The organism is Coprococcus eutactus, from assembly GCF_001404675.1.
GTDB classification, from domain to species: domain Bacteria; phylum Bacillota; class Clostridia; order Lachnospirales; family Lachnospiraceae; genus Coprococcus; species Coprococcus aceti.
The window spans coordinates 566,853-582,087 of sequence record NZ_CYXU01000001.1; the positions used below are offsets into that span (position 1 = coordinate 566,853).

Consider the following 15,235-nt stretch of genomic DNA (forward strand, 5'->3'; position numbering starts at 1 on the left):
ACAGTACATGGTACAGATAATAAAAAATCTTAAGGAGAAGGGTTACAGACAACTCAATCCGGAAAGTAACAATGTATACGGCAGAGCAGACAGCGATGCCGTATATATTGTTGTTATAGGCAGTAATCATAATCTTGATTCTGAGACTCTGAAAAAGTTCAATAATAAAATATTGCTTGATGTTTCTTCGGATTCGCATATAAAAGTCAATCTTCTCAATATACTCATCACTCCAAACGGAATGTTTGATGATATGACAAAAAAGATAGTTGAAGAACTGGACAATGTCTGGCTGTTCGCGGAGGATTACGGAAAGCTGTATATATTTGAGAATCAGCCCACTGACTTTGACTCACTCTATGATGTGATCGATAAAAAAACGGTGGTGGATAACCGCAGATCCCAGCACAATCTGATAAGAATGTTCGGTGTTGTAACACCGATATTACTGTTGATAAATATTCTGGTGTACGTTGCATGTATCTTTGTATATCAACCTACGGAACTGGCTGTGGAAGTGCTTGCGATATCAGAAAAAGGACAATATTACAGATTCCTGACATCAATGTTTACACATTTTGGAATAGCACATCTGGTTGGAAATATGGTGATTTTGATCGCACTCGGTGCGAGGGTTGAGAATATAATAGGCAGATTCAATTATATCATAGTTTATATTGCCACGGGTCTTACTGCGTCATTTGCATCATACATAGATTGTTTTTATAATAATACATATGCTTACTCGGCTGGTGCATCCGGAGCGATATTTGGTCTTCTGGGAGTGCTGGTTGTCATAGCATTTTATAATAAGGGCCGGGTGAAGGATCTGTCACTTATTAATATGCTTATATTATTTATTCTGACACTGGTTAACGGAAAGATGTCAGAAGGTATTGATAATGTTGCCCATGTGGCGGGATTTGCGGCCGGGTTAGTGGCCGGGATAGTCCTTTTGCTGACCAATCAAAAGGTTGTAAAGAATAGCCGTTTATGATAAAATAATACGATGATAAAAAAGTGGGAGGCTGGGTTATGAGTACTGGAATCAGTATGTCAAGTGTAAACAAAATAAAGGAACTTGCAGACAATGGCGATTACAGTCTCGCTCTCGATATACTTGAACATCAGGATCTGTCGAAGTCACTTAGTCCACAGTTTATTAGAATATGCGGCGAGGTGTATTACGAGAACAAAAGATATCCTGAGGCCAGAGCGGCGCTTGTCAAGGCACATGCCATGGCTCCGGCTGGTAACAAGATAATATATTCTTTGATAAAACTGTATTTATCCATGGGATTTACACAGCTTGCAGAGCATTATTTTGAGATATATACATTTAATCAGGCCAATAAGGATGCAGGTACATACAGACTTGAATATATGATAGCCAAGGCACACAGGAAGCCAGTGAATGAACTTTACAGCATACTGGTGTCGGCGAATGATGTTGAGACGGATGAAGAGTGGGATTTTGAGATGCTTCTGCTTCATGCGTACATAAGAAACAGGGAGAAGTTTGACAGCGCCTGTGTTGAATTCAGAGCGCATTACAAGAACTCTTCACATTTGTATATGCTGGACAAGCTCATGGGCGGCGATGTGGATCTTGAATCCATGATCTATTGTTATCCTGACACGGAGATGTCGGATGATGATCCTGAGCAGGCAGATACAAGAGCAAATGAAAATAAGATATTGGAAGAAGACGATCTGAGAATGCATCCAAAGGATGCTAAGATCATGATCATGGTCGAGGATGACGCACCTGTGACGAGTTCCATGAAATTCAAGCAGATGTGGATTAGATCGAAGGATAAAAAAGAGCAGAAAAAGGAAGCTCGTCAGGAAGAAGAGAATTCTGAGCCGAAGAAGAAATCCAGAGGTTTATTTGGATTGATGTCAAGGAAAGAGGAAGAGCTTGTCGAGCAGGAGATGGAATCTCTGAAGAACGAGAATCTTGACAAGGAACAACTGCTCGAGGAAGTTATTTCCGATACTGCTGATGATGCCGGGAATACGGCAAAGCCTGAGCTCAAGGCGATGAGCAGTGACAGTGAGAAAGCTCCTGAGGGAAAGTCACAGGATATGACTGAGATAAGCGGGGAGCTGACTCCTGAGGATGCAGCGGTGTATAACAAAGATAACGACAATGAGTATGAGGATTCCGAACCGGTGGAGGAAGATAACTATGTTATCGAAGAAGAGCCGGAGGAAGTAGTCATGGTTGAAGTTGATGGTGACGATTCTGATGACGTATCTGACAGTGCGTCAGATCGCGATTCTGAAGACGATACTGTTGTGGAGACCTTTGATCCTGAGTTCGAGGGAGACTTTGAGGATGGATTTGAGGCGGATGCAGAGCCGGAGACTTTGCCTGATGAACCGGTTGAATCAGAAACGTTTGATTTTGATAAAGCCTTTGAATCTCTTGAGGAGTTCGAGGTTGACGATGAGAATCTCGAGGATCTGATGGAAGATGCGGAGTCTCAGAATGATGTGGAAGAAACTGCTGTTGAGCCGGGTGTAGAGCAGAATGAACCGGAAGTTGATGAAGTTTCAGTTGAGATCGAACCGGAGATCGAAGAAGAATTCGAGGTAGATGCAGATTCTGAGCCTGAATTCGAAAAAGAACTTGAGGTTGGCGCAGAATTCACGATCGAGGCAGAGCCAGAGGCTGAGGAAGAATTCACAGTCGAGGCAGAGCCGGAGGTTGAGGAAGAATTCACAATCGATGCCGAAGCGGAGATTGAAGATGAATTTGAGACTGAAGCTGAGCCAGAGTTAGAAGAATTTACAATCGATGCGGAATCTAAGGAATCTGAGATGGAAGAAGTTCCAGTGGAAGTCGAACCAGAGGTGGAAGAATTTGAAGCTGAGGCTGAACTGGAGATCGAAGAAACTGAGGCTGAAGCTGAATCAGAGGTCGAAGAGGAATTCACAATGGAAGCAGAGGATAAGTCAGAAGAGAAAATTGCGGTGGAGACAGAACCGGAAAAGCCAAAGAATAATGGCTTCCCGGTGTTTAAGAGCAGTCTGTTCCCTGACTACAACACAGAGAATGCAGCACTGTATGATCTGTCGGCAGAGAAAGATATAAATGCAGAGATAGAGGCTGATGAAGCCAAGATATCGGAAAGTCTTAAGAAAGAGGAGGATCTTATCGGTGAAACAGACAGACTCCTTGCAAGACTTGGAATTAAATTCAACACGGAATTCAATTCTATATTGAATTTTGATGATGAAGATAAAGAGGATGATGTGGCAGCTCCCGACGAGGAGAAGACAGATGAGCAGGAATCCCCACAACAGGAAACGGTTGACGCTGAACCAGAGCAACCGAAGAAAAAGCCGTTCAGACTGAAGGGCTGATCAAAGAAGAAATAAAGTAGCATGATCATACATATAGTGTATTGCTTTTTATTTGAACAAACGGAAGGAGGCGAGGGAATTGGCTGTAGATCAGACAGAAGCAATGATTGCGGCGATCAAGGCACAGCTTGAAAAGGAAAGAGCTGCAGAAGCTGCCAAGAAAAAGAGGGAAGAAGAGGAAGAACTTCTCAAGAGCGGCAGCAAGAAGAAAGATGCTGAGACTGCTAAAAGCCAACACAAAACTTTGTCCAAGGAGGAGTTAGAACGAATCGAGGCTAAGAAACGCCGTAAGAGAGAAGAGGCTCTTGGAATTGTTCATGAGGATGAACCGGAAACTTCAACTGAGGATGAAAAGCAGGACGATGTTCCAAAAGAGGGAGAGGGACTGAAGCCTGAAGATAAAAAAGAAGATAAAAAACCAGAGGGAGCTGCACCTAAGCTCAGTCTTAACCTTGGAGGCATCGCTGATGATATGTCGGGCGGTGGTCTCGGAGGAGGCCTTGGCGGCGGATTAGGTGAAGGCGGTCTTGGAGGACTCGGAGGCGGCCTTGGCGGAGGACTCGGAAGTACACCTAAGACAGAGGGAGGCCTTGGATCAGGCGGCCTTGGCGGCGGTCTTGGAAAAACACCTAAAACAGAAGGCGGTCTTGGTGGCGGATTTAAGTTCGGCGCCGGAACTGAAGGTACAGTTAAGTCAACAGGTGGAAGCAATATTGTTCTCACTGATGATGATGAAAATGCTGAGGATGAAGAGACACTTGAGTGGGTAACTGATAAGAATGCAAAGGTGAATAAAGTTAAGTCACCTAAGGGAGGCAGTGATGCGAACGGAGATCTGTTCAGCATTCTCCCAGATAGAAACAAGCAGGCTGCGGCTGGAGAGTCATTGTATGATTTTGATGATGATGATGACGATGATGACGATTTCCTTGGAGCAGGAATAAAGAACCTGTCCAATATAGACGAGGAGAGTCCTGAGGAGATAGCCAAGAAGAAGGCTGAAGAGGAGGCTAGGAAGAAAGCTGAGGAGGAAGCCAAGAAGAAGGCTGAGGAAGAAGCTAAGAAGAAGGCCGAGGAAGAGGCTAAGCGTAAGGCTGAAGAGGAGAAGAAGCGCAAAGAGGCAGAAGAGGCAAGAAAGAAGGCTGCCGCTGAAAAGGCTAAGGCTGAGGCTGAGGCAAAGAAGCAGCAGGCGATCGACGATGCCAGAAAGAATGCTGAAGAGGCAAAGAAACATGCTGAGACCTCGAAGAAGACCATCGAGGAATGCGAGAAGACAGAGAAGGATCTCGAAAAGCAGCTTGAAGAATTTGCTGCCAAGAAGCAGAACTATGATGCAAAGATGGCACAGGAGGCTGAGGCAAAGAAGAAGAATGATGCTGAACTGCTTGAGCGAGAGGAGAAAGAGCTTGATGCCAATATTGCAAAGCTCAAGAAAGAGATATCAGATACAAATGAATCTGCTAAGAAAGAGTCAGACAGAATCCTCAAGGAGAGTGATCCTGATACATATAAGAACAATATGATCAATGAGGCTCAGGCTGCTGCCGACAAGGCTATAAAGGCACTTGCAGACACCAAGAAGACTAATGTGGATAAGGGTGTTGCTGAGTACAACAAGGCTGTTGATGCTGATAAGAAGAAATTGGCAGACATAGATGCGGATAAGAAGAAGTCTATAGAGACGGCCAAGAAGAAGCGCACAGATGAGGAAGCAAGAGCAGCCAAGATCATGAAGACTGCCGAGGCAGACAAGACAAAGGCTGGTGCAATATTCAGCGAGTCTAAGAAGGCTGAGGAAGAGGCTGATGCTAATCTTAAGAATACCACTGAGATGGAGAGTCAGTCACAGAAGACTCTTGATGAGCTCCAGAAGAAGCTTGAGGAGTCAGAGAAGGCTGTTAAGAATGCAAAGAACAGCAGAAATGATGCAAACACAAAGCTTGCAATACAGAAGGAAGAACTGAAGAAGGCAGAGAAGGTTGAGGAGGAGGCTGCAAAGGCTCTTGAGGCAGCAAAGAAAGCCAAGGAAGAGGTTCAGAAGAAGATTTCAGACAGCGAAGAGTTCATAAAGAAGGTTGCTGATCAGATTACAACTGCTGAGAACGACAACAAGAAGATCAGTGAGGATGTTGCCGCTGCAAAGAAGGAGAATGACTCATTCAAGGCTGCGAAGGCAGAGGCTCAGGAAGCTCTCGATTCAGCTAAGAAGTCTCTTGTTGAGGCTGAGGATCTTCTGGCAAAGGCAGAGGCTGCTGCCGAGGAAGCGGAGCAGGTAGTCGAAGAGGCTAAGATCGCAGAAGAGGTTGAGATCCAGAATGCGGAAGCTGCTGCCAAGGAAAAGACAGATAAGCTTACGGCAGAAGGAAAAGATAGAGAGACCAAGCATGAGGTGTTCCTTGCTGCTGAGGAAGAGAAGTATGCTACGGCAGAGGCAAGTGAGCTCGAGAAGGTTCAGACTGCAGCTATGAAGGCTGAGAAGGAAGCCTCAGATATGAAGACAAAGGCTGAAGCTGATGCTAAGAAGCTTCTCGATGATGCAAAGAAGAAAGAAGAAGAGTTAAAGAACAAGATCGCTGAGCTCAAGACAAAACAGGCTGAGCGCGTTGTTGCAAGAAAAGAGGCTGCTGATCAGGCCAAGACCGAGGCTGAGGAGAAGAAGAAGAAAGATCTCTCAGCAATAGACAAGGCCGAGGCTGATGTCAAGAAACAGCTCGAGGATATAAGAAGCAAGGCTACTGCTGCTGCAAAGGTACTTGAAAAGGCTATAAAGCGTGAGGAAGAGTACAAGAAGCAGGAAGAGCTTCTGAAGGAAGGCAAGGTTGAGGAAGCTGCACAGGTTATCACACAGGATGAAGAAGCAACTATGGCTGCTTCAGTAAGTGAGGCTGTTGCTGCGAGACGTAAATCACTGCCTAAGGAGGCAAAGTACCTCTACAAGTATCTCGGAGTCGAGCCTGCTGGTGCACAGATCGTTAACGTTCTCCAGACTCTCAAGGTAGATCCTAAGAGATCTAAGAATGTTGTTATTCTTGGACAGCACGGGTTTGGACTTACCATGGTCGGTGAGGATTTTGCAAAGTTCTATTATGATATGGGAATCTGCAAGTCTGAGGCAAAGGCAAAGGTTAAGGCAAAGGTTATAAACAGCGGTAAGCTTGCAGGAGCAGTTGGCAAGCTCAAGGGCGGATGTCTTATCATTGAGAGTGCAGGACTTATAACACCTGAGAGATTCAAAGAGATGGTTGATATGTGTTCACCTGAGAAGAATGATGTTAAGATCATCCTCACAGGAGAGAAGACAGCTCTCAGCAATATGCTTGCAGCAAATATGACTCAGGCAAGATCGTTCAACAACAGAGTATACTTTGACCAGATCAATGAGAGTGGAATGATCAATGTGGCAGAGTGCTACGCTGATGAGAAGGGCTTCAAGCTTGAGAGCGGAGCAGATACAGCTATAAAGAATGCTTTGATGGCGATGGAGTCAGGAAATATCGACAGACTTCTCGGTGCTATGGATGATGCCATGAAGGCTGCTGAGACCAGAGATCCTATCGACAAGAAGATTCTTAAAAAAGAGATAAAATAAGTTTTGTGACGGATATACCGTTGTAGAATTTTGTTGAAAAAAACAATACCAGTGCTTATAATATCTGTGTTATAGCACTGGTATTATTTTGTTGTGATAAAGGAGAATTTATATGCTTTCAACTGATATTGGAGTAGATTTAGGAACGTCAAATGTATTGATCAGCGTAAGAGGTAAGGGAATTGTTGTAAACCAGCCGTCTGTTGTCGCATATGAAGTATCTACAAAAAAAGTAATAGCAATAGGAACAAAAGCCAAGAAAATGATAGGAAAGACTCCGGAGAATATAGAGGTCGTCAGACCTCTCAATAAGGGAGTTATATCTGATTATACAATAGCGGAGATAATGCTTAAGGCATTTATCAGAAGCGCAATGGAGAAACGTTCGGGAGTTGGAAGACCAAGGATATGCGTGTGTGTTCCAAGCGGTGTTACCGAGGTGCAGAGAAGAGCTGTTGAGGAAGCAGTGTACAAGACCGGTGCCAAGACTGTGTATGTCATGGAGGAACCTTTGGCTGCTGCTGTAGGAGCAAATGTAGATATCTATGAGGCAAAGGGTAATATGGTGGTCGACATAGGCGGTGGAACCACGGATATTGCGGTCGTATCCCTTGGTGGTGCAGTGGAGAGCAGCTCCATAAAATACGCCGGAGATGACTATAATAATGCACTCATCAAGTATGCCAGAAGAAAATACAACCTGCTTATAGGTTATCAGACAGCGGAGAATGCGAAGATCGCTGTTGGCTCAGTCGTAAAGCGTGATGAAGATATTGAGTATGTGATCAAGGGCCGTGATCTTATCAAGGGACTTCCAAAGGCTGTAACAATAACTGCGAATGAAACGGTGGATGCATTTGAGGAGACTACAGAGCATATTCTTGGAGCAATACACAATGTTCTTGAGACTGCACCGCCGGAGCTGGTGGCTGACATTGCGGTATCAGGCATTGTGCTTACCGGAGGAGGAAGTCTTATATACGGAATGGACAGAATAATCAAAGAGCGCACAGGGATAGAGGCATATGTATCGGAAAAAGCACTTGAGGCAGTGGCTCTCGGCGCTGGAATGTCTGTCAACCTCAGCGATAAGAAAGAAGATTAAATGTATGGAAAGAGATTATTTGCCGATCTGCATGGAGGACATGAAGAAGAGAGGGTGGATACAGGCGGACTTTGTGTTTGTCATAGGTGATGCCTATGTTGACCATTCCTCATTTGGCCCTGCCATCATAAGCAGATTGCTTGAGAGATATGGATATAAGGTGTGTATGATTGCCCAGCCTGATTGGAAGAATGACAAGAGCATTGATGTTTTTGGCAGACCAAGACTGGGCTTTTTGGTATGCGGAGGCAATATGGATTCCATGGTGAACCATTATTCCGTGTCCAAGAAGAGAAGGCAGAAGGATTCATTTTCGCCCGGCGGAGAGATGGGACTCAGACCTGATTATGCCACCACGGTTTACTGCAATCTGATAAGGAGAACATACAAGGATGTTCCGATCATAATCGGAGGTATAGAGGCCAGCCTCAGACGTATGGCACACTATGATTATTGGTCTGATAAATTGAAACATTCCATTCTGGTGGATTCATCCGCCGATATACTTTCGTATGGCATGGGTGAGCACAGCATGATAGAGATAGCGGAGGCGCTCGACAGCGGAATAGATGTGAAAGATATCACATTTGTCAGGGGTACATGCTACAGGACAAAGGATATATCCGGTGTGCCCGAGGATTCCATTATACTGCCGGATTATGACAGTCTTTCAAAGGATAGACTGGAATATGCAAGAAGCTTTTATACACAGTATATAAATACAGATCCATACTCGGCTAAAACGCTGGTTGAGGGATACGGAAACAGAGGATATGTTGTTCAGAATCCTCCGGCTTATCCGCTCACCCAGATGGAGATGGACGATGTGTATGATCTGCCATATATGAATAACTACCATCCGATATATGAGGAGGCGGGCGGTATCCCGGCTATATCAGAGATAAAATTCAGTCTGACGAGCAACCGGGGCTGCTTCGGAGGATGCAGCTTCTGCGCACTGACATTTCACCAGGGCAGGATCATACAGACAAGAAGCCACGAGTCACTGATAAAGGAAGCGGAGCGCATGACGCATGATCCTGATTTCAAAGGCTATATACATGATGTCGGAGGGCCGACTGCGAATTTCAGGCATAAATCATGCGCAAAGCAGGATAAATATGGTGTATGCACCAACAAGCAGTGTCTGTTCCCGGAACCGTGCAGGAATTTGAAGGTTGACCACAAGGATTATGTTGAGCTTCTGCGGAAGCTGGAAGCGGTTCCAGGTGTGAAAAAAGTATTTATCAGATCGGGAATACGATTCGATTATGTGATGGCGGACAGCAACGATGAATTTCTGAAAGAGCTTTGCGAGAAGCACATAAGCGGACAGCTCAGAGTTGCGCCGGAGCATGTATCGGATAATGTTCTCAGGATGATGGGCAAGCCACAGAACAGTGTATATGAGAAATTCATTGATAGATACAAAAGGGTAAATGCAAAGACTGGAAAGCAGCAGTATGTTGTTCCGTACCTGATGTCATCACATCCCGGATCTACGCTGAAGGAGGCGGTGGAGCTTGCCGAATATGTAAGGGATATAGGCTATATGCCTGAACAGGTGCAGGATTTCTATCCTACGCCGTCCACGATATCCACATGTATGTACTACACCGGAGTCGATCCTAGAACCATGAAACCGGTATATGTACCTCATAATCCACATGAAAAGGCAATGCAGAAGGCTCTTATGATGTATAGAAAACCGGAGAATTATGATCTGGTCAAAGAGGCGCTCATAAAGGCCGGCAGACAGGATCTTATCGGTTTTGATAAAAAATGTCTGATAGCGCCGAGAAAGATGGACAGGAAAGGTGAACACCAGGGACAACGTTCGTATGGCAAAAATGATAAAAGTAAGAACAATTCAATCAATAATGGTAAAAACAGCAAAAATAATAAAGTTGTTCCACAGAAAAACACAAAATCATCCGGGCAGAAGAATGCTAAAAATGGCAAAAACAGGAATAAAAGGAAATAGCTCCTTCGCGGAGTCGTTCATTTTTGGTTGCGTGGCACATGCTTTTGTGCTAGAATTATGGCAGATTGTGTGAACCTTTAAGGTTTTTTTATATGTAGTCTTATGTCACACTAATATTTTTTTAAATGGAGGATTTGAAAATGGCAAAGAAGATTGTTTTAGCAGGCGCATGTCGTACAGCTATCGGAACAATGGGTGGATCACTCAGCACAACACCAGCAGCAGAGCTTGGTTCAATCGTTATCAAGGAGGCTATCAACAGAGCAGGAGTTCCTGCAGATCAGGTAGACCACGTATACATGGGATGTGTTATCCAGGCTGGTCAGGGACAGAACGTTGCACGTCAGGCTTCAATCAAGGCAGGACTTCCAATCGAGACAACTGCTGTTACAGTTAACGTTGTCTGTGGTTCAGGTCTTAACTGTGTCAACATGGCTGCTCAGATGATCGAGGCAGGAGACGCTGATATCGTAGTTGCAGGTGGTATGGAGAACATGTCTATGGCTCCTTACGCTATGATGAAGGGTCGTTTCGGTTACAGAATGAACAATGGTGTACTCGTAGATACAATGGTAAACGATGCTCTGTGGGATGCATTCAATGACTATCACATGATCAAGACAGCTGACAATATCTGTGAGCAGTGGGGTCTTACACGTGAGGAGCTTGATGAGTTTGCAGCTAAGAGCCAGCAGAAGGCAGTTGCAGCTCAGGAGTCAGGCGCATTTGACGCTGAGATCGTACCAGTTATGGTAAAGAAGAAGAAAGAGATGGTTGAGTTCAAGAAGGATGAGGGACCAAGACCTGGTACTACAGTTGAGACTCTTTCAAGACTCAGAACAATCAATCCTAACGGATTTGTTACAGCTGGTAACGCTTCAGGTATCAATGATGGTGCTGCAGCTATCGTTGTTATGAGCGAGGAGAAGGCTAAGGAGCTTGGTGTTAAGCCTATGGCTACATGGGTAGCTGGAGCACTTGGCGGAGTTGATCCTTCAATCATGGGTATTGGACCTGTAGCTTCAACCAAGAAGGTTATGGCTAAGACTGGTCTCAAGATCGAGGACTTCGATGTTATCGAGGCAAACGAGGCATTCGCTGCACAGTCAGTAGCAGTTGCTAAGGATCTTGGATTTGACGTTGACAAGCAGGTTAACCCTAACGGTGGTGCAATCGCTCTTGGACATCCAGTAGGAGCTTCAGGATGCCGTATTCTTGTTACACTGCTTCATGAGATGCAGGCAAAGGGTGCTAAGACAGGTCTTGCTACTCTCTGTATCGGTGGTGGAATGGGCTGCTCAACAGTCGTTAAGATCGAGGACTAATTTTAGATAATAAAGGAGATACATCATGGAGTTTGTTACATACGAACAGGATGGATATGTAGGAATTATCACAATCAACCGTCCAAAGGCTCTGAACGCACTCAACAGTGCAGTTCTTGAAGAGCTTGATGCAACATTCAAGGCAGTTGATCTTGATACAACAAGATGTCTTATTCTTACAGGTGCCGGTGAGAAGTCATTTGTTGCCGGAGCTGATATAGGTGAGATGTCAACACTCACAAAGGCAGAGGGAGAGGCCTTCGGTAAGAAGGGTAATGATGTGTTCAGAGCTATTGAGACATTCCCTATCCCAGTCATCGCAGCAGTGAATGGATTTGCTCTTGGCGGCGGATGCGAGATCTCAATGAGCTGTGATATCAGAATCTGCTCAGAGAATGCAATATTCGGTCAGCCAGAGGCTGGTCTTGGTATCACACCTGGTTTTGGTGGAACACAGAGACTTGCGCGTCTTGTAGGCGCAGGCATGGCTAAGCAGCTTATCTATACAGCAAGAAACATCAAGGCTGACGAGGCTTACAGAATCGGTCTTGTGAATGCTGTTTATCCACTTGAGGAGCTCCTTCCAGCAGCTAAGAAGATGGCAGCCGGAATCGCAGCGAACGCTCCTATTGCAGTGAGAAACTGCAAGAAGGCTATCAACGATGGCTTACAGGTAGATATGGATCAGGCAATTGTTATTGAGGAGAAGCTTTTTGGTGACTGTTTCGAGACAGAGGATCAAAAGGCAGGAATGGGCAACTTCCTTGAGAAGGACAAGGAAAAGAAGCTTAAGGTTGTTCCTTTCCAGAACAAGTAATAATTAACAGTTCTGATATTAACATTTAGGGTGGGGAATCTGATAAGGGTAAACCATCCTAAATGTGTGATATAAGTATTATGGTAGCATGTTAAACGAAACGTATATGAATTTCTCATGTTTACCGGAAAAAAAGATTTAGGAGGACATAAAAATGAAGGTTGGCGTAATTGGTGCAGGAACCATGGGTCAGGGCATTGCTAAGGCATTTGCTCAGGTTGACGGATACGAGGTTGCACTCTGCGATATCAAGCAGGAGTGGGCTGAAGGCGGTAAGGACAAGATCGCTAAGGGTTATGCAAGACTCGTAGAAAAAGGAAAGATGACACAGGAGAAGGTTGATGGTATTCTTGCCAGCATCACTCCAGGCCTTAAGGAAGACTTATGTGCAGACTGCGACCTTATAGTTGAGGCTGCTTTCGAGAACATGGAAGTAAAGAAGACAACATTTGCTGAGCTTGATAAGATCTGCAAGCCAGAGTGTGTATTCGCTTCAAACACATCATCACTTTCTATCACAGAGATTGGAAATGGTCTTACACGTCCTATGATCGGTATGCATTTCTTCAATCCAGCTGACAGAATGAAGCTTATCGAGGTTATCGCAGGTGTTAATACACCAGCTGAGACTGTAGAGAAGATCGTTAAGATCTCAGAGGAGATCGGTAAGACTCCAGTACAGGTTAACGAGGCTGCTGGATTCGTAGTAAACAGAATCCTCATCCCAATGATCAACGAAGCTGCATTCATCAAGATGGAAGGTGTATCAGACATAGCTGGTATTGACGCTGCTATGAAGCTTGGTGCTAACCATCCAATGGGACCACTTGAGTTAGGTGATTTCGTAGGCCTTGATATCTGTCTTGCAATCATGGACGTTCTGTACAATGAGACAGGTGACAGCAAGTATCGTGCATGTCCATTACTTCGTAAGATGGTACGTGGCGGCAACCTTGGTGTTAAGAGCGGCAGAGGATTCTATGTATACAATGCTGATCGTACAAAGACACCAGTTGATGCTCAGTAATAGTGCTAAGTAATATAATATATTCATGGAGGAATAATTAGAATGGATTTCGCTTTAGACAAGAAGTATGAAATGGCGCAGAATTTATTCAGAGAGTTCGCGCAGAATGAAGTAAAGCCTCTTGCTCAGGAAATTGACGAACAGCACAGATTTCCTAGAGAGACTGTAGAGAAGATGGCAAAGTATGGTTTCTTAGGAATCCCTGTTTCTAAGGAGTTAGGCGGACAGGGCTGTGATATTCTCACATATGCTATGTGCGTTGAGGAACTTTCAAAGGTTTGTGGTACTACAGGTGTTATCGTATCAGCACACACATCACTCTGTGTTGATCCTATCGTAACATTTGGTACACCAGCTCAGAAGGAGAAGTATGTTCCTGATCTTGCTTCAGGCAGAAAACTTGGTGCTTTCGGTCTTACTGAGCCAGGTGCTGGTACAGATGCTCAGGGACAGCAGACAAAGGCTGTACTTGACGGAGACGAGTGGGTACTTAACGGATCAAAGTGCTTCATCACAAACGGTAAAGAGGCTGACGTATATATCGTTATCGCAGTTACTGGTATCGTTGAGAAGCGTGGCAGAAAGATGAAGGAGATCTCAGCATTCATCGTAGAGAAGGGTACACCTGGATTTACATTTGGTACAAAGGAGAACAAGATGGGTATCTGTGGTTCTTCAACATACGAGCTTATCTTCACAGACTGCCGTATTCCAAAGGATGCACTTCTTGGCCAGAAGGGTAAGGGATTCAATATCGCTATGCATACACTTGACGGTGGACGTATCGGTATCGCTGCTCAGGCTCTCGGCATTGCAGAGGGCGCTCTCGAGACAACAGTTAACTATGTTAAGGAGAGAAAGCAGTTCGGCAGATCAATCGCTCAGTTCCAGAATACACAGTTCGTTCTTGCAGACCTTGCAACAAAGATCGAGGCAGCTAAGCTTCTCGTATACAAGGCAGCAAGAAAGAAGGATGAGTACCAGAGCGGTGCTAAGGTTTCTTACTCAGTAGAGGCAGCTATGGCTAAGCTTTACGCTGCTGAGGTTGCTATGGAAGTTACTACAAAGTGTGTTCAGTTACACGGTGGTTACGGTTACATCAAGGAGTACGATGTTGAGCGTATGATGCGTGATGCTAAGATTACAGAGATCTACGAGGGAACTTCAGAGGTTCAGCGTATGGTTATTTCTGCAAACTTATTAAAGTAATATAGGAGGTACTTAACGTGAAGGTTATAGTTTGTATAAAGCAGGTACCTGATACAAAGGGTGGAGTACAGTTCAACCCAGACGGTACATTAAACAGAGCAGCAATGCTTACAATCATGAACCCTGATGATAAGGCAGGACTTGAGGCTGCGCTTAGATTAAAGGATCAGTATGGTGCAGAGGTAACAGTTCTTACAATGGGTCTTCCAAAGGCTGCTGACGTTCTTCAGGAAGCAATCGCTATGGGAGCTGACAAGGGTGTTCTTGTAACAGACCGTGTTCTTGGTGGAGCTGATACATGGGCTACATCAACAACAATCGCTGGAGCTCTCAGAAAGCTTGATTATGATCTGATCATAACAGGTCGTCAGGCTATCGATGGAGATACAGCTCAGGTTGGACCACAGATCGCTGAGCATCTTGGAATTCCTGTAATTTCATATGCACAGGAGATCAAGGTTGACGGAGACGCAGTTATCGTTAAGCGTCAGTATGATGACGGATATCATATGTTAAAGGCTAAGATGCCTTGCCTTGTAACAGCACTTTCTGAGTTAAATGAGCCAAGATACATGACTCCAGGTGGAATCTTCGATGCAGTTAATGCAGAGATCACAACACTTGGCAGAGCAGACCTCGTTGATGTTGATGATTCTAACATCGGTCTTAAGGGCTCACCTACAAAGATCGCTAAGGCTTCAGATAAGGTAAGAAAGGGTGCAGGCGAGAAGGTTGTTCCTGATTCTCCAGATGAGGCAGTTAGCTATATTGTTGGCAAGTTAAAGGATAAGCATGTAATCTAATATA

At 44.7% G+C, this 15,235-nt stretch carries 10 protein-coding genes; all 10 read left to right on the plus strand.

Annotated elements, in window-relative coordinates:
- Nucleotides 1-7 precede the first annotated feature (7 nt).
- The 10 genes from ARA78_RS02490 (at nt 8) to ARA78_RS02535 (ending at nt 15,231) form a co-directional block, all read left to right on the plus strand.
- On the plus strand, nt 8-997 hold the full coding sequence (locus ARA78_RS02490) for a rhomboid family intramembrane serine protease (RefSeq protein WP_238050297.1): 990 nt from the start codon (nt 8-10) through the stop codon (nt 995-997).
- A 38-nt stretch (nt 998-1,035) separates the two neighbouring features.
- Nucleotides 1,036-3,372: a tetratricopeptide repeat protein gene (locus ARA78_RS02495; protein ID WP_055272910.1), complete on the plus strand. Its 2,337-nt coding sequence runs from the start codon at nt 1,036-1,038 to the stop codon at nt 3,370-3,372.
- 79 nt (nt 3,373-3,451) lie between these two features.
- Nucleotides 3,452-6,961: a hypothetical protein gene (locus ARA78_RS02500; protein ID WP_242849645.1), complete on the plus strand. Its 3,510-nt coding sequence runs from the start codon at nt 3,452-3,454 to the stop codon at nt 6,959-6,961.
- A 112-nt stretch (nt 6,962-7,073) separates the two neighbouring features.
- Complete coding sequence (locus tag ARA78_RS02505) at nt 7,074-8,066, plus strand: rod shape-determining protein (protein ID WP_015535004.1); 993 nt, start codon at nt 7,074-7,076, stop codon at nt 8,064-8,066.
- Between the two features lie 4 nt (nt 8,067-8,070).
- Nucleotides 8,071-10,050 (plus strand): YgiQ family radical SAM protein, encoded by a 1,980-nt coding sequence (locus tag ARA78_RS02510; protein ID WP_055272911.1) that lies wholly within the window; start codon nt 8,071-8,073, stop codon nt 10,048-10,050.
- Between the two features lie 140 nt (nt 10,051-10,190).
- Complete coding sequence (locus tag ARA78_RS02515) at nt 10,191-11,375, plus strand: acetyl-CoA C-acetyltransferase (protein ID WP_055279930.1); 1,185 nt, start codon at nt 10,191-10,193, stop codon at nt 11,373-11,375.
- 25 nt (nt 11,376-11,400) lie between these two features.
- Entirely contained in the window at nt 11,401-12,192 is a 792-nt protein-coding gene (locus ARA78_RS02520; RefSeq protein ID WP_004852940.1) for an enoyl-CoA hydratase-related protein, read from the plus strand.
- A gap of 154 nt (nt 12,193-12,346) precedes the next feature.
- A complete protein-coding gene (locus ARA78_RS02525) occupies nt 12,347-13,219 on the plus strand; it encodes a 3-hydroxyacyl-CoA dehydrogenase family protein (RefSeq protein ID WP_055279931.1) in 873 nt (290 codons plus the stop codon).
- A gap of 42 nt (nt 13,220-13,261) precedes the next feature.
- Nucleotides 13,262-14,428, plus strand: coding sequence for an acyl-CoA dehydrogenase (locus ARA78_RS02530; RefSeq protein WP_004852934.1), 1,167 nt, complete (start codon nt 13,262-13,264; stop codon nt 14,426-14,428).
- Nucleotides 14,429-14,445: 17 nt separating this feature from the next.
- Nucleotides 14,446-15,231 (plus strand): electron transfer flavoprotein subunit beta/FixA family protein, encoded by a 786-nt coding sequence (locus tag ARA78_RS02535; RefSeq protein ID WP_022058361.1) that lies wholly within the window; start codon nt 14,446-14,448, stop codon nt 15,229-15,231.
- The last annotated feature ends 4 nt before the right edge of the window (nt 15,232-15,235 follow it).

Excerpts from the sequence above, each read along its gene's own strand:
- ARA78_RS02515 (WP_055279930.1), top strand. The coding sequence starts at position 10,191 with ATGGCAAAGAAGATTGTTTTAGCAGGCGCATGTCGTACAGCTATCGGA.
- ARA78_RS02505 (WP_015535004.1), top strand. The coding sequence starts at position 7,074 with ATGCTTTCAACTGATATTGGAGTAGATTTAGGAACGTCAAATGTATTG.
- ARA78_RS02530 (WP_004852934.1), top strand. The coding sequence starts at position 13,262 with ATGGATTTCGCTTTAGACAAGAAGTATGAAATGGCGCAGAATTTATTC.
- ARA78_RS02490 (WP_238050297.1), top strand. The coding sequence starts at position 8 with ATGGTACAGATAATAAAAAATCTTAAGGAGAAGGGTTACAGACAACTC.
- ARA78_RS02520 (WP_004852940.1), top strand. The coding sequence starts at position 11,401 with ATGGAGTTTGTTACATACGAACAGGATGGATATGTAGGAATTATCACA.
- ARA78_RS02510 (WP_055272911.1), top strand. The coding sequence starts at position 8,071 with ATGGAAAGAGATTATTTGCCGATCTGCATGGAGGACATGAAGAAGAGA.
- ARA78_RS02495 (WP_055272910.1), top strand. The coding sequence starts at position 1,036 with ATGAGTACTGGAATCAGTATGTCAAGTGTAAACAAAATAAAGGAACTT.
- ARA78_RS02525 (WP_055279931.1), top strand. The coding sequence starts at position 12,347 with ATGAAGGTTGGCGTAATTGGTGCAGGAACCATGGGTCAGGGCATTGCT.